This window comes from Methylocaldum sp. MU1018, assembly GCF_053646775.1.
The window spans coordinates 2,576,149-2,596,504 of record NZ_CM132195.1; the positions used below are offsets into that span (position 1 = coordinate 2,576,149).

Annotated in this window: 18 protein-coding genes and 1 CRISPR repeat array (1 of these 19 cut by a window edge); of the genes, 2 read left to right on the forward strand and 16 right to left on the reverse strand. The window is 58.4% G+C overall.

Translation table 11 applies throughout. The features are described from left to right. Window positions 1-4,835: direct repeats of the CRISPR family, unit length 37 nt; unit sequence GTATCTCCCGGCCAAATAACCGGGAGTGGATTGAAAC; it begins 2,519 nt to the left of the window's first position. Between the two features lie 155 nt (window positions 4,836-4,990). Beyond that, complete coding sequence (locus ACWJKU_RS11815; protein WP_133717082.1) at window positions 4,991-5,185, forward strand: hypothetical protein; 195 nt, start codon at window positions 4,991-4,993, stop codon at window positions 5,183-5,185. Here the strand turns inward: ACWJKU_RS11815 and ACWJKU_RS11820 are convergent, their stop codons facing one another. From ACWJKU_RS11820 to ACWJKU_RS11835, 4 genes are all read right to left on the reverse strand, one after another. Then, window positions 5,186-5,332, reverse strand: a complete 147-nt coding sequence (locus ACWJKU_RS11820; protein WP_166642537.1) for a hypothetical protein — start codon at window positions 5,330-5,332, stop codon at window positions 5,186-5,188. It abuts the gene before it with no gap. Window positions 5,333-5,502: 170 nt separating this feature from the next. Beyond that, a complete protein-coding gene (locus tag ACWJKU_RS11825) occupies window positions 5,503-7,854 on the reverse strand; it encodes a nitric-oxide reductase large subunit (protein WP_454142501.1) in 2,352 nt (783 codons plus the stop codon). Between the two features lie 77 nt (window positions 7,855-7,931). Continuing rightward, window positions 7,932-9,098 (reverse strand): NnrS family protein, encoded by a 1,167-nt coding sequence (locus ACWJKU_RS11830; RefSeq protein WP_454142502.1) that lies wholly within the window; start codon window positions 9,096-9,098, stop codon window positions 7,932-7,934. A 23-nt stretch (window positions 9,099-9,121) separates the two neighbouring features. Further along, on the reverse strand, window positions 9,122-9,484 hold the full coding sequence (locus tag ACWJKU_RS11835) for a DUF488 domain-containing protein (RefSeq protein WP_454142503.1): 363 nt from the start codon (window positions 9,482-9,484) through the stop codon (window positions 9,122-9,124). Window positions 9,485-9,852: 368 nt separating this feature from the next. On the opposite strand from ACWJKU_RS11835, the gene ACWJKU_RS11840 reads away from it, so the two are divergent. Beyond that, window positions 9,853-10,182, forward strand: a complete 330-nt coding sequence (locus ACWJKU_RS11840; protein ID WP_454142504.1) for a DUF1820 family protein — start codon at window positions 9,853-9,855, stop codon at window positions 10,180-10,182. A 26-nt stretch (window positions 10,183-10,208) separates the two neighbouring features. Here the strand turns inward: ACWJKU_RS11840 and ACWJKU_RS11845 are convergent, their stop codons facing one another. The 12 genes from ACWJKU_RS11845 to mlaE form a co-directional block, all read right to left on the reverse strand. Then, window positions 10,209-10,601, reverse strand: coding sequence for a ClpXP protease specificity-enhancing factor (locus ACWJKU_RS11845; protein ID WP_454142505.1), 393 nt, complete (start codon window positions 10,599-10,601; stop codon window positions 10,209-10,211). Beyond that, window positions 10,601-11,218: a glutathione S-transferase N-terminal domain-containing protein gene (locus tag ACWJKU_RS11850; RefSeq protein ID WP_454142506.1), complete on the reverse strand. Its 618-nt coding sequence runs from the start codon at window positions 11,216-11,218 to the stop codon at window positions 10,601-10,603. Before ACWJKU_RS11850 ends, ACWJKU_RS11845 begins: the two co-directional genes overlap by 1 nt. Window positions 11,219-11,406: 188 nt before the next feature. Further along, a complete protein-coding gene (locus tag ACWJKU_RS11855; RefSeq protein ID WP_454142507.1) occupies window positions 11,407-12,129 on the reverse strand; it encodes a cytochrome c1 in 723 nt (240 codons plus the stop codon). Between the two features lie 2 nt (window positions 12,130-12,131). Next, the gene (locus ACWJKU_RS11860; RefSeq protein ID WP_454142508.1) at window positions 12,132-13,553 is read right to left on the reverse strand and encodes a cytochrome b; all 1,422 of its coding nucleotides are present in this window, start codon (window positions 13,551-13,553) and stop codon (window positions 12,132-12,134) included. A 6-nt stretch (window positions 13,554-13,559) separates the two neighbouring features. Beyond that, window positions 13,560-14,141 carry a ubiquinol-cytochrome c reductase iron-sulfur subunit gene (gene petA, locus ACWJKU_RS11865; RefSeq protein WP_454142509.1) on the reverse strand — a complete coding sequence of 194 codons (582 nt, stop codon included), beginning with the start codon at window positions 14,139-14,141 and terminating at the stop codon, window positions 13,560-13,562. Window positions 14,142-14,318: 177 nt separating this feature from the next. Beyond that, complete coding sequence (gene hisC / locus ACWJKU_RS11870) at window positions 14,319-15,410, reverse strand: histidinol-phosphate transaminase (protein WP_454142510.1); 1,092 nt, start codon at window positions 15,408-15,410, stop codon at window positions 14,319-14,321. After that, the gene (hisD, locus tag ACWJKU_RS11875) at window positions 15,407-16,720 is read right to left on the reverse strand and encodes a histidinol dehydrogenase (protein WP_454142511.1); all 1,314 of its coding nucleotides are present in this window, start codon (window positions 16,718-16,720) and stop codon (window positions 15,407-15,409) included. The genes hisC and hisD overlap by 4 nt, the downstream gene beginning before the upstream one ends. 5 nt (window positions 16,721-16,725) lie before the next feature. Beyond that, entirely contained in the window at window positions 16,726-17,370 is a 645-nt protein-coding gene (hisG, locus tag ACWJKU_RS11880) for an ATP phosphoribosyltransferase (protein WP_454142512.1), read from the reverse strand. A gap of 10 nt (window positions 17,371-17,380) precedes the next feature. Beyond that, window positions 17,381-18,646, reverse strand: a complete 1,266-nt coding sequence (murA, locus tag ACWJKU_RS11885; RefSeq protein ID WP_454142513.1) for a UDP-N-acetylglucosamine 1-carboxyvinyltransferase — start codon at window positions 18,644-18,646, stop codon at window positions 17,381-17,383. Between the two features lie 35 nt (window positions 18,647-18,681). Beyond that, a complete protein-coding gene (locus ACWJKU_RS11890) occupies window positions 18,682-19,011 on the reverse strand; it encodes an STAS domain-containing protein (protein ID WP_454142514.1) in 330 nt (109 codons plus the stop codon). Between the two features lie 24 nt (window positions 19,012-19,035). Further along, entirely contained in the window at window positions 19,036-19,557 is a 522-nt protein-coding gene (gene mlaD / locus ACWJKU_RS11895; protein WP_454142515.1) for an outer membrane lipid asymmetry maintenance protein MlaD, read from the reverse strand. Next, complete coding sequence (mlaE, locus tag ACWJKU_RS11900) at window positions 19,557-20,339, reverse strand: lipid asymmetry maintenance ABC transporter permease subunit MlaE (protein ID WP_454142516.1); 783 nt, start codon at window positions 20,337-20,339, stop codon at window positions 19,557-19,559. The genes mlaD and mlaE overlap by 1 nt, the downstream gene beginning before the upstream one ends. Window positions 20,340-20,356: the final 17 nt, after the last annotated feature.

Sequence of the window (20,356 nt, forward strand, 5' to 3'; positions counted from 1 at the left end):
ATCTCCCGGCCAAATAACCGGGAGTGGATTGAAACCCCTTAATAGTCCCTATTAAGGCTTTTATGGATTGTATCTCCCGGCCAAATAACCGGGAGTGGATTGAAACAACCGCATTGTCGACGACAAAGAATTCGACTGGCGGGTATCTCCCGGCCAAATAACCGGGAGTGGATTGAAACCGATCAATACCACTCCTCGGTAAATATGTCCCGCGTATCTCCCGGCCAAATAACCGGGAGTGGATTGAAACATTGAAACGGTAGCCGAGGCTATGGGATGGGATGGTATCTCCCGGCCAAATAACCGGGAGTGGATTGAAACCTTTGCGATTTGGAGTTGCCCATCCGTGGGCGTGTGGGTATCTCCCGGCCAAATAACCGGGAGTGGATTGAAACATCCGCACGGCAACCTACCACGTGGTCGGTCGGGTATCTCCCGGCCAAATAACCGGGAGTGGATTGAAACGAGATCAACGAACACGCGACGGACGCCTTGCATCGGTATCTCCCGGCCAAATAACCGGGAGTGGATTGAAACACCAGCCGGGATGTGAGTTTGTGCGCCCAGTCGTGTATCTCCCGGCCAAATAACCGGGAGTGGATTGAAACACATCTTCTTCGACAAGAATCGAGATGAAATACCGTATCTCCCGGCCAAATAACCGGGAGTGGATTGAAACTGTAAGAGTGCATCCTTAAACCAACAGTAAAAAGGTATCTCCCGGCCAAATAACCGGGAGTGGATTGAAACGGCGAACGACAGCTCAGACGCAACCGAGCAAGCTGTATCTCCCGGCCAAATAACCGGGAGTGGATTGAAACTGGAAATCTGCGTGTAGTTGTTGAGCACCGTGGTCGTATCTCCCGGCCAAATAACCGGGAGTGGATTGAAACAGGCGCTTGGCTCGGGTTAGAAACGGCGTATCGGGTATCTCCCGGCCAAATAACCGGGAGTGGATTGAAACCTGGCCGACGGCCTCGTAATAGTCGAGCACCCTAATGTATCTCCCGGCCAAATAACCGGGAGTGGATTGAAACGTCAGCATCGCCGTGGACACTCCCGTCACTTCGGTATCTCCCGGCCAAATAACCGGGAGTGGATTGAAACAGTCCGTCGTTATAGGCTGACTGCTGAGAAATTATTGTATCTCCCGGCCAAATAACCGGGAGTGGATTGAAACTTCTTGAAGGACGGATATTTCGTCCGTCCCTGGAAGTATCTCCCGGCCAAATAACCGGGAGTGGATTGAAACTCCAAGGCTGTCGGCGTGCCGATCACGGATCCGGGTATCTCCCGGCCAAATAACCGGGAGTGGATTGAAACTCAACCATATCCCGCTCGCGCCTGTCGCAAGCCGGTATCTCCCGGCCAAATAACCGGGAGTGGATTGAAACTCGCCGAGTTGGCCGGGTGGATGCTGTTTTGTGCCGTATCTCCCGGCCAAATAACCGGGAGTGGATTGAAACGTGTAAGCGTAGTCGTCGGATTTCTTGTCATACCGTATCTCCCGGCCAAATAACCGGGAGTGGATTGAAACTCCGAATCAACGTCATCTGCCGCGCCCCTTAATTGGTATCTCCCGGCCAAATAACCGGGAGTGGATTGAAACCAGGTTACCGACCAATACCGCACAGGCAACCGCCAGTATCTCCCGGCCAAATAACCGGGAGTGGATTGAAACACCCGCTGCCGGACGCGCAGAAATGAACGCGGTAATTGTATCTCCCGGCCAAATAACCGGGAGTGGATTGAAACGAGTGGCTGGCTGCCGAGGTCTACAGCGGCCATAGTATCTCCCGGCCAAATAACCGGGAGTGGATTGAAACTACCGCCAGGAAAATAAGGTGCCAGATATGCGGCGTATCTCCCGGCCAAATAACCGGGAGTGGATTGAAACTGCCAGGCGTTTTTCCTCGGCCCTGCACGCCTCGGGTATCTCCCGGCCAAATAACCGGGAGTGGATTGAAACCGTGAATCGGCTGCCGCTCGGCATCAATGAACAGACGTATCTCCCGGCCAAATAACCGGGAGTGGATTGAAACTTTATCTCTGTCCGACTTAGCTTTGCGTAACGCAGGTATCTCCCGGCCAAATAACCGGGAGTGGATTGAAACCTCGATCTCGGATCGCGTGATCGGCGCGGCGGTGAGTATCTCCCGGCCAAATAACCGGGAGTGGATTGAAACCTGGATCTCTTCGTCATCCAGAACCGCCAGCTCGATCGTATCTCCCGGCCAAATAACCGGGAGTGGATTGAAACAACTGCGGGTCAACGATGATACGCGGCCCGAATGCGTATCTCCCGGCCAAATAACCGGGAGTGGATTGAAACGGGTTACCGGCAGCCGCGTGACGATCTGGAAGACCGTATCTCCCGGCCAAATAACCGGGAGTGGATTGAAACAGCAGGGGCAAAGCGAAGAAGAAATCGCCATCCGTATCTCCCGGCCAAATAACCGGGAGTGGATTGAAACCGGCTCTACCCGCCGGGCGTTGTGGTGACCCTGAAGTATCTCCCGGCCAAATAACCGGGAGTGGATTGAAACAATCCTAGCCCGCTTCGGCGGGTTTTCTTTTGCGTATCTCCCGGCCAAATAACCGGGAGTGGATTGAAACACGGCTTCGACGTGGCCGACGAATGGTGCAAGACGTATCTCCCGGCCAAATAACCGGGAGTGGATTGAAACATCGTCGAAGCCGCGCGGCGGGCCGTTGTAACCAAGTATCTCCCGGCCAAATAACCGGGAGTGGATTGAAACGCCGAATGCGCGTTGTTCGTCCGATACGCCACCCGTATCTCCCGGCCAAATAACCGGGAGTGGATTGAAACGCACAAAGACGGCTTGCCCCGGTCGCGCTGTTTCGTATCTCCCGGCCAAATAACCGGGAGTGGATTGAAACCTCAATGGCCGCTCCGAAATCGACCGGTACCGGAAGTATCTCCCGGCCAAATAACCGGGAGTGGATTGAAACAACTGCGCGCCGCGTATCTTGCGCGACTTGTCGTGTATCTCCCGGCCAAATAACCGGGAGTGGATTGAAACATTTTGTCCTTGGGAACGAAGTTGGGGTTGTAGTGAGTATCTCCCGGCCAAATAACCGGGAGTGGATTGAAACAAAACCTCGGCGCCGGGCCTCTGGATGGGCGACCGTATCTCCCGGCCAAATAACCGGGAGTGGATTGAAACGCTTTGCCCCTGCTGAATCAAGGCGCGAATCACCGTATCTCCCGGCCAAATAACCGGGAGTGGATTGAAACAAAAGTCTTTGCGAGCTGCCCGAATTCGAGCCAAGTATCTCCCGGCCAAATAACCGGGAGTGGATTGAAACCGATCGCCATCCACGAAGGCGCCGCCGCGCAATTGTATCTCCCGGCCAAATAACCGGGAGTGGATTGAAACAAACAGTACGCTACCGGCTGATGCTGGCGCCGCAGGTATCTCCCGGCCAAATAACCGGGAGTGGATTGAAACTGCTCACACCGAGCCAGCTGAAGCGGGCCTATACGTATCTCCCGGCCAAATAACCGGGAGTGGATTGAAACTGTCGGACATGGGGGAGCGCCCAGACGGGCACTCTGTATCTCCCGGCCAAATAACCGGGAGTGGATTGAAACTGCTCACACCGAGCCAGCTGAAGCGGGCCTATACCGTATCTCCCGGCCAAATAACCGGGAGTGGATTGAAACCGGCGAGAAATATCCGGGCGCGACGCCGCGCAGCGTATCTCCCGGCCAAATAACCGGGAGTGGATTGAAACAAAATGACGTCTTTCAACGATTGCATGTCGGTCTCGTATCTCCCGGCCAAATAACCGGGAGTGGATTGAAACCCCTCCTCCGGGCGCCCGTTGAGCTTGAATACCAGGGTATCTCCCGGCCAAATAACCGGGAGTGGATTGAAACACTTCCACCGAACCGGGAATGACGTTTCCGTTCGCGTATCTCCCGGCCAAATAACCGGGAGTGGATTGAAACCACCACCAAACATCGCCGCCACGGCATGACGCGCGTATCTCCCGGCCAAATAACCGGGAGTGGATTGAAACCAGGGTCGATGTCGATGCCGAGGTTGTGCCGGGCGTATCTCCCGGCCAAATAACCGGGAGTGGATTGAAACCGTTTGTAGGGCATGTGTTACCTCGTTCGGTTGAGTATCTCCCGGCCAAATAACCGGGAGTGGATTGAAACCGCAAAACCAGCCTGGTCGACGGCGTGACCACCGGTATCTCCCGGCCAAATAACCGGGAGTGGATTGAAACCTCTCCGGGAACCGGGCCTGTCCCCACTGCGGGGCGTATCTCCCGGCCAAATAACCGGGAGTGGATTGAAACCGCTGGTTCAACCGCATCGAGATGGGGGAGCTGAGTATCTCCCGGCCAAATAACCGGGAGTGGATTGAAACTCGGAGCTGGACAGCCAGCATCTGGTCGGCCTTCGATATCTCCCGGCCAAATAACCGGGAGTGGATTGAAACTTTTTCGCGGACTTCGCAGCCCGCGAGGAAAAGATGGTATCTCCCGGCCAAATAACCGGGAGTGGATTGAAACCCGCTTAGAGCGGGAACGGGACATGCTCGCCGAACGTATCTCCCGGCCAAATAACCGGGAGTGGATTGAAACCTCGGCATCTACAGCCGATGGATCACCGAGGCCGAGTATCTCCCGGCCAAATAACCGGGAGTGGATTGAAACGTCAAAATCGCCCCAGGCGCCTGGATCGCGCCGCGTATCTCCCGGCCAAATAACCGGGAGTGGATTGAAACTGCTTGGCTGACGCTAGCTCAGCCGGCGTCGTCGCGTATCTCCCGGCCAAATAACCGGGAGTGGATTGAAACGGCGGCAAAGTCCTGGTTCAGATGCCCTCCGGACCTCCGTCCCTCCTCGCCCAACCGCCTGATCGCATCGCCGATGCCAACGATTTCCGCCGTGCCGTTTCCCGTATTGACGCGTATCCTTAGTCCAAGTTCGTAATCTGCCATGGTGTTTACTGATGAAATGGGATCGGTTATTGGCGTTCGTGTTCGGCTGGACGGCCCTGTTCGGCTTGCTGTGGTGCTTTGCGACGGCCGCGTCGCCCCGGAGTTATCAGCTTTTCGTGTTTTTGCCCTTCGTTTTGTGGATCGCCTTTAAACGCGTCTCCCCAGTCGCCCTGCTGCTCGGATTGATCCACGGCCTTCGAGCCTGATCACTTCAGCCATTCGAGCATCTGCCCGAACTCCTCTTTCGGGGCCTGCGAGGCCCGCATCAGAAGCAGCCAGTCCCGCTGCCGGCGCTTTTCGGACCGATCGATGGCCGCGAGGAAGGCTTGGGCCTGCGGCAGCGTGTAGCTCATCACGTCTCCGAATCGGTGTCCGTGCTCGATGAGTCGCTGGATGTCGTCGAAGGGACCGAGGGCAGTGCCTCCGGAAGTGCCGCCAGAAGCGTCGGCAGCACGCGGTATCTCCCGGCCAAATAACCGGGAGTGGACTGAAACGCCTAGCCTCGATCCGATCGACAACGCGGTCATCCATCCCGGTGAGAATCAGCATTATCGGGATGGCCGAGAAAATTCCGATACGTCATCAGCGCGGCTACTGCAACGGGTATCGAGCCGAAGATGATGAACAGCAGGTCCGGCCCCAAGCGCAGCCATTCGATGAGGCGCGCCCGGTATTGGCTGGAGAAGGCCTCGCTTCGTGCATGCCAGTAACCGTGGTCGAGCACGTCCCTGAATTGCAGGACGCCGCCAGGGAACAGACTCAGGATCACCATCAGGGCCAAACCGATGTTCAGACCCCAGAACGCCACCCGTATCCAGGGCTCCACCCGCCGCCATTCGGTTTCGGTCAGCACCTGGCGCATCGCGAACACCATCAGGGCGATGGCGAGCATGCCGAACACGCCCATCATGGCCGCGTGACCGTGATTGGGGGTGAAGTCGGTGCCGGCCTCGAAATAGCTGATGATCGGCAGGTTGATCAGAAAGCCGAAAATGCCGGCGCCGACGAAGTTCCAGAAGCCGACCGCGAACAGGAAATAGAACGCCCAGCGGTGCGGCACGGCAACGGCCTGGCCGCAGATCTCGCACCGGCCGCGGGTCAGCGCGACGAAACCCCAGGCTTCGAACGTCAGCAGCGTCAGGGGGACGACTTCCAGAGCGGAAAACATCGCCGCCAGCGCGATGACCATGTCGCCCTGCCCGTTCCAGTACCAATGGTGGCCGGTACCGATGAGTCCGCCGGCGGAGAAGAGGATGGCCTCCAGGTAAATGGTCCGCTTGGCGTTGAGCGGGGATACGAGTCCGAGCAGGACAAAGATGACCGCCACCATGACCGTCACGAAGAATTCCAGGAATTCCTCCACCCACAGATGGACGATCCAGAACCGCCAGGTGTCCACCACGGAAAAATGGGTGGCGCTCCCGAAGAACAGCGCGGGCAGGTAGAACAGAGGGATGGTCAGGGCGGCCCCGAGAAAGAACAGCGTGACGGTTCGTAGCTTCGGGGACGAGCGAGCCGCGGATACGCCGCGGAACAACAGGATCAGCCAGAGCACGAGTCCTGCCGCCAATAGGATTTGCCAGCCGCGGCCGAGATCCAGATATTCCCAGCCCTGATGGCCGAACCAGAACCACAGATCGCCCAGAGTCTGCCGGATGCCGGCCCATTCGCCGAGCAGGCTGCCCACGGCCACGATGACCAGCAGCCCGAACAGGATGTCGACACCGGTACGCTGACCCCTCGGTTCCCGTCCGCCCAGGGCGGGCGCCAGAAACAAGGCGCCCGCCACGTACGCTGTGGTGATCCAGAAGATCGCCAGTTGCAAATGCCAGGTGCGCAGCAGGTTGCTGGGCAGGTAGTTTGCGAGATCGAAGCCGTAGAAACTGCCGGGCTCGGCCCGGAAGTGCGCGGTGGCGCCGCCCACCAGCGTCTGCGTCAGGAACAGCAGGGCCACGACGGCGAAATATTTGATCGTGGCCCGCTGGCTGTCCGTGGCTCCGACGCCGGGAAGTAATTGCGGATGGACATGCCCTTCGGCCCGCCGCCAGCCGAGAAAGTCGTACCGGCCGAATGCGTACAGCACCAGCGCGGTGCCGCCGAGCAGAAATACCAGGCTGAGCGCGCTCCAAAGGACCGTGCTGCTGGTCGGTACGTTTCCGAGATCGGGATCGTAGGGAAAGTTGTTGGTGTACGAATAGGACTCGCCCGGCCGGTTGGCGACGGAAGCCCAGGCAGTCCAGGCGAAAAACGCCGTCAGCCGGCGCAGTTCGGCGGGGTTCCGAATATATTTCGGCGGCAAGCCGCGATTGGCTTCCGCTTGCTGGAAATACGCGCCCCAATAATCGACCTGGCGGCGATAGGAGGCGATCTCGGGCGGAGTGAATATCAGGGCATGGCTGGCCGGATCGTAGCGGTTGGTCCGCAACAGATCGCGGACCTCGGCATAAATCAAATCGCGTTCGGGATTGGACAGTTGCGCGAAAGAAGACTGCCCTCGCTGCCGAGCCAGGGCCTCGCCGGTGTCGAGCGCCAGGGTATGGAGATATTGCGCGGAGAAATCGGGGCCGAGATAGGCGCCATGCCCCCAGATGGTCCCGTTTTCCATCAGTCCGTATTTCAGGAAGATTTCCTGCCCCGCGAGAATGTCCTCGCGCGTGAAGACCGTTTCCCCCGTGGAACCGACGACTTTCTCGGGAATCGGCGGCGCGTCCACATAGACGCGCGCAGTCAACCAGATCAGGACCGCAAACCCCGCTACCAGAGTAGCGATGACGCCGCGTCCCCACCAGGGAGAAAAAGCCGGCGGAGCGGCTTGCCTTCGATCCGCCCGCATAAGGTTCCGTCTGTTCGGCGTAGCCTTTTCGCTGTCATCCATGACTTTCTCCAAAGCCGGTTTTTGATCGGGTTTAGGCCCGGCGCTGCATATTCAGGGGCCCTGCGCCATGATCGGGCTCAGGCGCGCGGCGCCAGCAAGATAGGCCAATACCGCACCAGGAACAGCAGATAAGACGCGAACCAGAGCACCACGGAAGCCCACATGAGCAGGCCGCCGGGAACGGCGAAAAGCCGGAAAAGGGTTCCGAGCGTCATCATGCCGAAAGCCAGCGTCATCGCAGGAAAGGCGCGCAACGGCCGTCCGGTATGGCCGAGCGCCACCCGCGCCGCCACGCCCAGAATCATCGTGCCGATGGCGCCGTAGCCGAGCGCATGAAAGCCGCTGTCCCAGAGTCCCGGCCGATCAAGCAGCATGCTGGTTCCGAGCAAGGCCAGGCCGATGGGTATCCAGGCATAGCCGACGTGCAAGATCCAGAGCAGCGGTTCCGGGCCCGCCAGCCAACCGCGCCAGCGGAACAAGCGGACAAAGTGGAGTGCCGATGCCGCAATGCCGAGTACGCCCGTTCCCGCTGAATGGGGCCAGAAAACGAAGCTCAGCGCAAACACGATGCCGGCTGCGACGGCCGCGCCGTCGAATTGGTCGAAAGACGGCAGACTCACACTCAGCTTGGGCCGGTTCAAGCGCAGCCAGTTCTGGGTGAAGCCGGGAATGATCCGGCCGCCGACCAGCAGGATCATGCCGATGACCAGACACAATCCGATGCGGAGCGCGGTTTCTTGTTTCGCCGCATCGCCGGGCGCCGCGATGAAGAAATAAGCCTCGGTCGCAAGAAATGCGAACAGCAAGCCCGGCACTTTATAGTTCCGGGTATTTCGGACGGCGATCACTTCGCGGGCCATGAGCACCAGTACGCCGCCCCAAAACAGGAGGCTCGCCAAAGCCCATAGACCACTGCCGAAAATCGCGGGCAGGAAGGCTCCGATCCGGGCCGCAATCCAGGTCGCGCACAAGATCGTCAGCGGCAATCCCGCGACCGGAGGGCGACCGGTCCAGGTGGCGACGGCCGTCAGCAAGAATCCCGCGATCGCCGCCCCGGCGAATCCGAAGATCATTTCGTGCCCGTGCCGGACTGCGGCAGGCCATGCATCCGGCCAAGTCAGAATTCCGCTAAGATGGAGTCCCCAGGCCGGAATGGACAAAACGGCAAGAGCGCCCAGCAGCAAGAAAAACGGGCGGAAGGCGTAACTGAACAAAACACGGGCGTCGAAGCGGGTCGAATTCATGAGCTGTTCCAAACGGGCTGAGCCTAAGCCATAGGCGAGGATAAACGGTTTACCAAATATTCGGCCAAGGCTACCGCATTATTGTGCTCCGTGTCGCGCGCGCTATAGAGCAAGGTGACATTCCCGCGGGCAGCGGCATCCAGAAGAGGCTGGAGCGCCTCGGACTTTCCGTCCAGTTCGGCAAAGTAGCGCCGCCTGAATTCGGTCCATTTTGCGGGGTCGTGGCCGAACCAGCGCCGCAAATCGTTGCTCGGAGCCGCCTCTTTGATCCAGGCCGTCATCGCCAGCATCGGCCTGGAAACGCCCCTCGGCCACAGCCGTTCGACCAGAAAGCGTTCGCCGTCGGCAGGCGCCGGCACTTCGTAAACCCGTTTCACACTAATCATGCAGACCTCCCATCCGTATGACTGCCGGACATCGCCGCCAGCCGGCCGCTTACATCATTGGACAAACTCCGCGCTCTGGCAATCGATTTCAAACTTGACGGGCAATCGAGCCTTAGAGCGTTTTCAATACGAATATAGTAGCGATGTAGGGGCGACTTCAGTCGCCTCCACGACGCGCGTTCCGCACGGAATGCCGTTGATGCGAGATGAAAATGCTTCAGATGGATATTCGGGGAAACGGCGAAGCTTCCCGATCCGCCTGCGCGAGCTTATTCGCTTCGGCTACGCCTGGACCTTCGAATTTTGCCTTATAATCGCCGGATTTTCCGTCAGCTCCGAATCACGCTCCATTGCCCGGTTGAAACATCATGTCGGATAACCTGATTTACAAAATCATCTTCATCAATCAGAACCAAGTCTACGAAATGTACGCCAAGCGGGTTTTTCAAGGTGAAATGTTCGGATTCGTGGTGATCGAGGATTTTGTTTTCGGCGAGACCACATCCGTGGTGGTGGATCCTTACGAAGAGAAGCTCAAGACGGAATTCGCCAACGTGCGGCGTTCATTCATTCCGATGCATGAGATCGTTCGCATCGATCAGGTGGAACGCCGCGGAACCGCCAAGATCATTCCCCTCGACCGGGAGGCGGGCCAATCGGCCAAAGTCACGAAATTTTACGTGCCGGAGAAACCGTAGCGGCGGGCGGCCATCGGCCGTTCGAATTACTTGACCACCTTGAGCACCGGCTTTTTCCTTTCGGTCGGTGCCTGAGGCGCGGAATCGGCAGGCGGAGGGGTATCGTCATCGCCCTCCTCGTCGAAAATCATGCCCTTCCCGTTTTCCTGCGCATATATGGCCAACACCGCGCGCACCGGGACGGATATTTGCATCGGCGTTCCTCCGAAGCGGGCGCTGAACTCGACTTCCTGGTTGCCCAGGGATAGGCCGTGAACCGCCTGGGGCCGAAGATTCAACACGATCTTTCCGTCCTGAACGTATTGTCTCGGCACCACGACGCCCTGTGTTTCGGCATCGACGAGCAAATAAGGCGTGAATTTATTGTCGACTATCCAGTCGTATATGGCCCGTATCAGATACGGCTTGAGAGAACTCATCAGGCAGTTAGCGGCTCGGCAAAAGAGGTTAGGTCCCGCTCCTGGTCACTTAAACTGGCTTGAAACGCATCCCGTTCGAACAAGCGCCGGCCATAGTCGGCAATCGCTTCCGCCTGTTTCTGCAAATCTATGCCCAAAGCGGGCAGGCGCCAAAGCAAAGGAGCTAGCGCACAGTCTACCAAAGAAAATTCGTCGCTGAGAAAATAAGGCTTGGAGGCGAACGCCGGGGCCGCGGCAATAAGGCTTTCCCGCAGAAGTTTCTTGGCTTTGGGGTTCTTTTTATCCGCCGACTTTTCGATTTCGTCCAGCAGCTGATACCAGTCCTGGTCGATGCGATGAACCAGCATCCGGGCCCGCGCTCTCGATACGGGGTCCATGGGATGCAACGGCGGATGAGGGAAACGTTCGTCCAGATATTCCATGATGATACGGGAATCGTATAACACCAGATCCCGGTCCACCATCGTCGGAATGCTGCCATGAGGATTCAGCGCAATCAAATCTTTCGGCGGCTGATTGACATCGACATATTCGATATCCGCCGCAATCCCTTTTTCGAACAGAACAATCCGTGTTCTATGACTATAGGCGCAGATCGGAGAGCAAAAAAGGGTCATGACCGATTTGCGACTGGCACTGGTTGCCACGCTGAACACCTCACGAAAGACTGAAAGGTCCCGGTTGGAGAAATACCGATGGCTTACGGCTCACGCGCCGACCTCCGCCGGGAAAGGGCCGTTCGTCGGGCTCAGCACCGAGCATCATTGGTTTCCAACCGGCCGGCCGCTCATTCTACCATTAAACCTTATCGGATATCCTTCCAATATTCCTTCTTCAACCGATATGTAATGACCGCCAGCACCACCAGGAATAAGATGACGTATTTTCCGAGCGGAATGCGTTGAAGCTTGGACGGCTCGGACACATACGCGAGAAAATTGACCATGTCGGTCACGGCTTGATCGAACTCCTTCGGCGACATCGACCCTTTCTGGGTCAACCGGACGTCGACCACCGTATCCACGCCGCCGACCTTTTTGATCACCGGCTCCTGCATGCCTTGCAGCCCCCATAAAACATTGGGCATGGCCACATCGCGAGAAACCAGGTTATTCACGCCGAACGGCCGCTTGGGGTCGACATAGAAGCTTTTCAGGTAACTGTAAAGCCAATCCGCCCCTCTCGCCCGCACCACCAGCGACAGATCCGGCGGCGCCACGCCGAAGGCGTTTTCTCCGTCCGCCTTGCTCATTGCGGTTTCGAGATTGTCTTGGATCTTGACGTTGCCGAACATGAACTCGCGCCGCATCGTGTCCTCGTCGAGTTCCAAATCTTTGGCGATTCGCGAGTAGCGTATCTGCTTGACGGAATGGCAGCCCATGCAGTAGTTGGCGAAATAACCGGCTCCTCTGCGGACGGAATCGGAATCGAAAATATCCACATCCGCGTTGTCGAGAGGTTTTACGGGCTCTACCGCAGAAGCGGCAATGGAAAATAACAATAGTGCTATGCCGAATGCCGTTTTCATTCTTATTTGCTTCCGTAAGTTTTGAGCCATCCGATAGCCGTCGATAATCGCGTTTTTACGTTCTGATAATACGGATGGTTCTCAACCGCCTCCAATCGCGCTTTCATATTCTGATAGAAAGCGCTGTTCATGGCGGCTTCCAAACCGCGCTCGATGAGTCGCCAATGTTCGCCCTCGCGCTTGCTTAGCGGAATGACGGGCTCAGCGAGCCGTTCAGGGACGGGTTTCGTTTTTTCCAGCTTCGGATAAAACGGCATCAAAAGCAGGAACGCGAAATAAATCATCGTGAATAGGCGCGCAAAAAACGTTGCGCTCGGCGTGACGGGCTTCGTTCCGAGGATACCGAGCCCGATAAAGCTCACCACGAACAAGCCCAGAGCGACCTTGAAAATCCGGCCGCGGTAGCGGATGGACTTCACCGGCGAGCGATCCAGCCACGGCAGCAGGAACAGCAACACAATCGCCGCCCCCATCGCCGTAACGCCGCCCAGCTTGTTCGGAATCGCGCGCAGAATCGAATAAAACGGCGTGAAATACCATACCGGCTGGATATGCTCGGGCGTTACGGCGGGGTTCGCCGGGTCGAAATTCGGATGCTCCAGGAAGTATCCGCCCATTTCCGGTATGTAGAAAAGAATAATCGAACAGATGATTAGGAAGACAACCGCAGCGTATAAATCCTTTATGGTGTAATAAGGATGTAAAGGTATGCCGTCGATCGGAATGCCGTTTTCGTCTTTATGCTTCTTGATTTCGATACCGTCGGGATTGCCGGAACCCGTCGTATGCAGCGCGACCAAGTGAAACCCTACGAGCATCAGAATGGCTAGCGGAATTCCGACGACATGGAGCGCGAAAAACCGGTTCAACGTAGCGTCGGCAACGACGTAGTCGCCCCGGACCCATACCGCGAGATCCTCGCCGATGACCGGAATCGCACCGAACAACGAAATGATGACCTGCGCCCCCCAATAGGACATCTGTCCCCAGGGCAACAGGTAGCCCATGAAAGCTTCCGCCATGAGAAGCAGGAACAGGGTCATGCCGAACAGCCAGATCAGTTCGCGGGGCTTCTTGAAGGAGCCGTAGAAGATCGCCCGGAACATATGGATGTAGATGACGATGAAGAACATCGACGCGCCGGTCGAGTGCATGTACCGGAGCAGCCAACCGTAATCGACATCGCGCATGATGTACTCGACCGAATCGAACGCGAGCTCGGCCGACGGCTTGTAGTGCATCGTCAGGAAAATCCCGGTGAGGATCTGGTTGACGAGTACGAGCAGCGCCAGGGAGCCGAAGAAATACAGGAAATTGAAATTTTTCGGCGCATAGTATTTGGCGAGATGCTCGTTCCATAACTGCGTTACGGGAAACCGCTCGTCCAACCAATTCAAAAAGGCTTTTGCTTTTTCCGAAGACATTTTTGACTACTCCTCGCCGACCACGATCCGCGTGTCACTGATATAGCGATAAGGGGGAACTTCCAAATTGGTCGGTGCAGGAACCGCCTTGTACACGCGTCCGGCCAAATCAAAGCGGGAGCCGTGGCAGGGACAGAAAAATCCGCCCTTCCAGTCCGGCCCCAAATCCTCCGGCGCGATTTCGGGGCGATAGACGGGAGAACAGCCGAGATGGGTGCAGACGCCGATGGCGACAAAATACTCCGGTTTGAGGGATCGTAGCTCGTTGGCCATCGATTTCGGCTGTTCCGACTCCTTCGACTGGGGATCGCGCAACTGATCGTCGAGCGTGGGCAGGATCGCCAAGCTGTTGGGAGTTCTGTGCAATATCCAAACCGGTTTGCCCCGCCACAAGACACGGATCAATTGTCCCGGCTCGATCTTGCTGATGTCGACTTCCACCGGAGCGCCCAAGGCTTCGGCCTTGGCGCTGGGCTTCATCGATGAGATGAAGGGTACCGTCACGGCACCCGCGCCTATGGCGCCGACAACCACCGCCGCCTGAGTTAAAAAACGGCGCTTGTCGATATCCACGCCTTCAGTAGTCATGCCAACATCTCCCGAGTACCCCTTTAAGCTAGGTCTTATAGTTTTCTATTATTTGTTTCTAATTACGGAACTCGTCAGGTTCCACATCGTTGAATCGTTATAGTTGACAATGCGTTTCCTCGGCGGGTGGATTTTGTTTTAGAAAGCCAAAGAAAGCAATAGTATCGGCACGCCACCCTAGGCGGCCAACGCTTTTGCGAGCGCTCCGAGGAATTTTCGATTCTCCTCCGGAACTCCGACCGTCACCCGCAAACAGCCGGCCAGCCGGCCGCCGGAAGAGTGCAGGTTCTTGATCAGGATGCCCGCATCTTTGAGCGCCCGAAATACGCGGTCGGGATCGTGCCGCAGCAGCCTGAACAGAATGAAATTGGCATCGCTCCGATAGACCCGTATTTCCGGAAGCCGGCTGAGTTCTTCGTGCAAAAGCCGACGGTCCCGCAAGATGAGTTCTACCTGAGCCTCGAATAGCTCGCGCTTCTCGATGGCGAGTTCGGCGCTGATCTGAGTCAATACGTTGATGTTGTAGGGCAGTCGGATCTTGTCGAATTCGTCGACCCATGCCCTGGCGCCGGCCAAAAATCCCAACCGAAGCCCAGCCAGACCCAGCTTGGACAGCGTGCGCATGACGAGAAGCCGGTCGAATTCCGGGAGGCGCGGCATGAAGCTGCGTCCGGCGTAAGCCGTGTAGGCTTCGTCCAAAACCACCAAACCCGGGGCCATTCGCAGTATTTCTTCGATATCGCCGGGATCGAACAAATTGCCGGTCGGATTGTTGGGATAGGCCAGAAAGATGACGGCCGGCCGATGCGTTTCGATAGCCGTACGCATGGCAGTCATATCGAGCGAAAAATCCGCCTCGCGCAAAGGCGCGCCGACGAACTTGAGCCCCAGGCAAGACGCGATCTGCCGGTACATGACGAAGGTCGGCTCGGGCGCCAGAACCGTCGCGTCGCGTCCTTTAAGCGCCATCAGGATGATCTGAATGATTTCGTCGGAACCGTTCCCGATCAAGAGCCCGGCCTCCTCGGGCACGCCGTAAGCGTTGCGCAGCCCGGTTTTAAGCCGGCTGCACGCGGGATCGGGATAGCGATTCGGCTGGGCCTCGCTCAGCCGGGCCAGCCATTCGTCGACCATGTCATCCGGCCAGGAGTAAGGGTTTTCCATGGCATCCAACTTGACGTAGCCCGAAGAATCCGGAACGTGATAGGCCGACAAAGCCAGCACTTCCGGTCTTAGTAAAGACCGGATTTTGTCCGAGAGATCGGTCATGACCGTTCTACGATCCGATATTCGGCGGAACGGGCGTGGGCCGTCAGCCCTTCGCCGCGCGCCAGCACCGACGCGGTCCTGGCCAGATGATCGGCGCCTTGCCGCGAGCAGAAAATCAGGCTGGACCGCTTTTGAAAGTCATACACGCCCAAAGGCGACGAAAACCGGGCCGTCCCGGAGGTGGGCAGCACATGGTTGGGGCCGGCGCAATAATCGCCCAGCGCTTCCGCCGTGTAGCGGCCCATGAAGATGGCGCCGGCATTGCGGATTTTGGCGGCCAGGTTCTCGGGATCCGCCACGGAAAGTTCCAGATGCTCGGGCGCGATGCGATTCGCCACGGCCGCCGCCTCGTCCAAATCCCGGACCTCGATCAGAGCGCCGCGACGCGACAGCGAAGTCCGAATCACCTCGGCCCGTTCCATCCCCGGCAAGAGACGGCGAATGCTCGCTTCCACCGCATCCAGGTGGGCGCGGTCCGGGCTGATGAGTATCGCCTGGGCGTCCTCGTCGTGCTCCGCCTGCGAAAAAAGGTCCATCGCGATCCAGTCCGGGTCGGTTCCGCCGTCGCTGATGACGAGAATTTCCGAGGGGCCCGCCACCATGTCGATGCCCACCTGGCCGAATACCAGCTTTTTCGCGGTCGCCACGTAGATGTTTCCGGGGCCGACGATCTTGTCGACCCGCGGCACCGTTTCCGTGCCGTAAGCCAGAGCCGCCACCGCCTGCGCGCCGCCGATCCGGAACACCCGGTCGACGCCGGAAAGATAAGCGGCCGCGAGAACCAGTTGATTCGTCTCGCCTCCGGGCGTCGGCACCACCATGACGATCTCCGGCACGCCGGCCACTTTCGCCGGGATGGCGTTCATCAGCACCGAGGACGGATAAGCCGCCTTTCCGCCCGGTACGTAGACGCCCACCTTGTCCAGCGGCGTCACTTGCTGTCCCAGCATCGTGCCGTCGCTTTCCGTGTACTGCCAGGACTCCATCTTCTGGTGCTCGGCATGCGCGCGGATGCGGTCCGCCGCCTTCCGAAGCGCTTCGGCCGATTCGGCGGGCAATCCGTCCCACGCCTTTTTCAGCGCGTCGCGCGACAGTTCGAGACCCGAAGCGTTCGCCACGTCGAAACGATCGTAAAGACGGGTGAGTTCGAGCAACGCAGCGTCGCCCTCCTTCCGGATGCGCGCGATGATGTCCATCACCCGGCCGTGAATCGCCGCGTCTTCGGCCTCGTTCCACGCCAGGATCGCATCCAGGCTCTGCGCGAAATTCGCTGACCCCGTTTCGAGACGGGTAATCGAGATATCCGACATGATGCTTACCCCGCTTGCTTGCTGCGTTCGCTGACGACTTGCCTCAATTCTTCGACGAAAGACGTGACCTCGCGGTGCTTCATCTTCATCGCGGCCTTGTTGACGATGAGCCGGCTGCTGACCTCCATGATCAAGTCGCGCGGCTCGAGTCCGTTGGCCCTGAGCGTATTTCCGGTATCGACCAGATCGACGATGCAGTGGGCCAATCCCACGAGAGGCGCCAGTTCCATGGAGCCGTAGAGCTTGATGATGTCCGCCTGAATGCCGCGGCCGGCGAAATAACGATGGGTCGTTTTCACATATTTGGTCGCCACCCGCAACCGGCCTCTCGGTGCGGGCTCCGAATCCTTCATGGCCGCCGTCATCAATCGGCAGCGAGCGATGCCTAGATCCAGCGGCTCGTACAGCCCTTGGGCATCGTACTCGACCAGCACATCCTTGCCGGCGATGCCGAGATCGGCAGCCCCGTATTCCACATAGGTGGGCACGTCGGTTGCCCGGATGATCAGGAACTGAACGTCGTCGCGGTTGGTCGGCAGAATCAGCTTGCGGCTCTTGTCCGGATCGACGGTCGGTTCGATCCCGACCTGCGCCAGCAGGGGCAGCGCTTCCTCGTAAATCCGCCCTTTCGATATGGCTAAAGTGAGCATGCGTCAGGTTTCAGTTGGGTATGCGGCGTATCTCCGCACCGAGTTGCGACAGCTTTTCTTCGATGCACTCGTATCCGCGGTCGATATGATAAATCCGGTCGACCACGGTCTGGCCCTCGGCCACGAGCCCCGCCAGAACCAGGCTCGCGGAAGCCCTCAGATCGGTCGCCATGACCGGCGCAGCGGTCAGGCTCGGTCTGCCCTGAACGATGGCCGTATTGGATTCGAGCTGGATATCGGCCCCCATGCGCTGCATTTCGTGCACGTGCATGAACCGGTTCTCGAATACGGTCTCGGTGATCACGCCGATACCCTCGGCAACCGAATTCATGGCCGTGAACTGCGCCTGCATGTCGGTCGGAAATGCCGGATAGGGCGCGGTGCGCAGCGACACGGCTTGCGGCCGGCCGCCCTGCATGTCGAGTTCGATGGTCGAATCGGTGCAGGTGATGACGGCGCCGGCCTCCTGAAGCTTGGCCAACACGGCGTCCAGCAGATCCGGCCGGGTGTTCTTCAGTTTGACCCGGCCGCCGGTCATGGCGGCGGCAACCAAATACGTGCCGGTCTCGATACGATCCGGCAGGATGCGGTAGTGCATCCCATTGGCGGAAAGCGATTCGACGCCTTCGATTTCCATGATGTCGGATCCGGCACCGTAGATTTTCGCGCCCATCTGGTTGAGGAAATTGGCCAAGTCCACCACTTCGGGCTCGCGCGCGGCATTTTCGATGATCGTCGTCCCGTCGGCGAGAACCGCCGCCATCATGAGATTCTCGGTACCGGTCACCGTAACCTGATCCAGAACCAGGCGACAACCTTTGAGACGCTTGGCGCTGGCGTGAATATAACCGTTCCTCACGTTGATCTCGGCGCCCATGGCCGCCAATCCGTGTAGATGCAGGTTAACCGGCCGGCTGCCGATGGCGCAACCGCCCGGCAGCGAAACCTCGGCCCGGCCGAAGCGGGCCAGCAAGGGCCCTAGCACCAGAATGGAAGCCCGCATCGTTTTCACCAGCTCGTAGGGCGCGAAAAAATTCTCGATCGGCCCGGAATCCACCTCGATATTCATCTTTTCGTCCACCAACAGGTGGACTCCCATCCGCCCGAGCAACTCCATCGTGGTGGTGATGTCGTGCAGATGCGGAACATTGCCGATGATGACGGGCGTTTCCGACAGCAAGGCGCCGGCGAGTATGGGTAGTGCGGCGTTTTTGGCCCCGGAAATGCGCAGCTCGCCGCTAAGAGGCTTGCCGCCGGTAATGAGAAGTTTATCCATTGTCGGTATCTGTTTTTACTAGCACGAGGTCGACGTCAGTCGACAGCCTCCGGAGAGTCGGCGGCGATCAATCGCTCGATGCCGCTGACCTGGGCGATCGCTCTCAGGTGCGGCGGAAGGTGGGTATAACGCAGCTCGGATCGGGTTTGTTCCGCCCGCCGCAGCCACTCCAGCAGGAGAGCGACGCCGGCGCTGTCGGCCCGGGATATGCCCTCCAAATCGAATGAAAGCCGGGGCGCTCCGTCGAAAACAACCTGGGTTTTCTTCAGCGCATCCGACGCCGTCGCAAACGTCAGCTCGCCTTTGAGCTTGTAGCAGCCTCGACCTTCGTCGATCAATTCAAACGAGACGGGAGATTCAGCCATGACGCCCCACGCGCGATGCCGGCGTCATTCGACAGGGGCGGCAGCGGAGCCGCCACCCTCTCCGCCGCTCTTGTTGTCGCCGCCGCCTTCCGCTTTGTTGAACAGGAAGCGGCTGATGACTTGCTCCAGCACGATCGCCGATTGAGTCAGCTCGATCTCGTCGCCGTTCGCCAGATGCTCGTCGGATCCGCCGGGCGTCAGGCCGATATACTGCTCGCCCAATAGTCCTGCCGTGAGTATGCTGGCGCTGGTGTCGATCGGAAGCGTGTTGTATTCCGGCTCGATCCGCATCTCCACCACGGCTTCATAGGTTTGGTTATCGAACGAGATGGCGTTGACCCGCCCTACCCTGACGCCCGCCATCGATACCGGCGCCCGAACTCTCAAACTGCCGATGTTTTCGAAGCGGGCGACGATCTTATAACTGTCATCGTCGCTCTTCAATTCGGCCAGATTGCTGACCTGCATGGCCAAGAAGAACAAAGCGATCAAACCGGCGGCAACGAACAAACCAACCCAGATCTCGACTGCTTTCGATGCCTGCATCAATCCCCCCCGAACATTAAAGCCGTCAATACGAAATCCCACCCGAGCACGGCAAAGGCCGAATAAACGACCGAGCGCGTGGTCGCCCGGCCAACCCCCTCGGAGGTGGGGACGGCATCGTAACCCTCGAACACGGCTATCCACGTGACGATGATCCCGAATACCACACTTTTGATAAGACCGTTGACGATATCGTCGTAAAAATCGATCTTGTTTTTCATTTGAGACCAGAAGGCGCCTTCATCCACGCCGAGCAGCCCGACGCCGACGAAATAGCCGCCCATGACGCCGATCACGCTGAACAGCGAGGCCAGCAAAGGCATCGACAGGCAGCCGGCAAAAAAGCGCGGCGCGATGATGCGCTTCACCGGATCGACCGCCATCATTTCCATGCCGGAAAGCTGCTCGGTAGCCTTCATCAAGCCTATTTCCGCGGTCAAGGCGGAACCCGCCCGCCCCGAAAACAGCAAGGCCGTGACCACCGGCCCCAGCTCCCGGACCAAGGAAGCCGCCACCATCACCCCCAAAGTCTGCTCCGCCCCGAAATCGGAAAGCACATTGTAACCCTGAAGCCCCAATACCATCCCGACGAACAGGCCGGAAATGCTCACCAGCAGGATGGTGAGCACGCCCACCGAATAAACCTGCGCCAGCAACAGGCGAACGCGCCTGAGAATATCGGGCAGTCCGGTCGTGACATGGCAAATGAACAAATTGGCCCGCCCCAGCTTTTGCAGGGTATTCAGAGTCGCTTGTCCAAGTTGCTGGAGTGGGGCTAGCATGGCGTCTTCCGAGTCGG

Coding starts and splice junctions, on each gene's coding strand:
- ACWJKU_RS11815 (WP_133717082.1), top strand. CDS start 4,991: ATGAAATGGGATCGGTTATTGGCGTTCGTGTTCGGCTGGACGGCCCTG.
- ACWJKU_RS11820 (WP_166642537.1), bottom strand. CDS start 5,332: ATGAGCTACACGCTGCCGCAGGCCCAAGCCTTCCTCGCGGCCATCGAT.
- ACWJKU_RS11825 (WP_454142501.1), bottom strand. CDS start 7,854: ATGGATGACAGCGAAAAGGCTACGCCGAACAGACGGAACCTTATGCGG.
- ACWJKU_RS11830 (WP_454142502.1), bottom strand. CDS start 9,098: ATGAATTCGACCCGCTTCGACGCCCGTGTTTTGTTCAGTTACGCCTTC.
- ACWJKU_RS11835 (WP_454142503.1), bottom strand. CDS start 9,484: ATGATTAGTGTGAAACGGGTTTACGAAGTGCCGGCGCCTGCCGACGGC.
- ACWJKU_RS11840 (WP_454142504.1), top strand. CDS start 9,853: ATGTCGGATAACCTGATTTACAAAATCATCTTCATCAATCAGAACCAA.
- ACWJKU_RS11845 (WP_454142505.1), bottom strand. CDS start 10,601: ATGAGTTCTCTCAAGCCGTATCTGATACGGGCCATATACGACTGGATA.
- ACWJKU_RS11850 (WP_454142506.1), bottom strand. CDS start 11,218: ATGACCCTTTTTTGCTCTCCGATCTGCGCCTATAGTCATAGAACACGG.
- ACWJKU_RS11855 (WP_454142507.1), bottom strand. CDS start 12,129: ATGAAAACGGCATTCGGCATAGCACTATTGTTATTTTCCATTGCCGCT.
- ACWJKU_RS11860 (WP_454142508.1), bottom strand. CDS start 13,553: ATGTCTTCGGAAAAAGCAAAAGCCTTTTTGAATTGGTTGGACGAGCGG.
- petA (WP_454142509.1), bottom strand. CDS start 14,141: ATGACTACTGAAGGCGTGGATATCGACAAGCGCCGTTTTTTAACTCAG.
- hisC (WP_454142510.1), bottom strand. CDS start 15,410: ATGACCGATCTCTCGGACAAAATCCGGTCTTTACTAAGACCGGAAGTG.
- hisD (WP_454142511.1), bottom strand. CDS start 16,720: ATGTCGGATATCTCGATTACCCGTCTCGAAACGGGGTCAGCGAATTTC.
- hisG (WP_454142512.1), bottom strand. CDS start 17,370: ATGCTCACTTTAGCCATATCGAAAGGGCGGATTTACGAGGAAGCGCTG.
- murA (WP_454142513.1), bottom strand. CDS start 18,646: ATGGATAAACTTCTCATTACCGGCGGCAAGCCTCTTAGCGGCGAGCTG.
- ACWJKU_RS11890 (WP_454142514.1), bottom strand. CDS start 19,011: ATGGCTGAATCTCCCGTCTCGTTTGAATTGATCGACGAAGGTCGAGGC.
- mlaD (WP_454142515.1), bottom strand. CDS start 19,557: ATGCAGGCATCGAAAGCAGTCGAGATCTGGGTTGGTTTGTTCGTTGCC.
- mlaE (WP_454142516.1), bottom strand. CDS start 20,339: ATGCTAGCCCCACTCCAGCAACTTGGACAAGCGACTCTGAATACCCTG.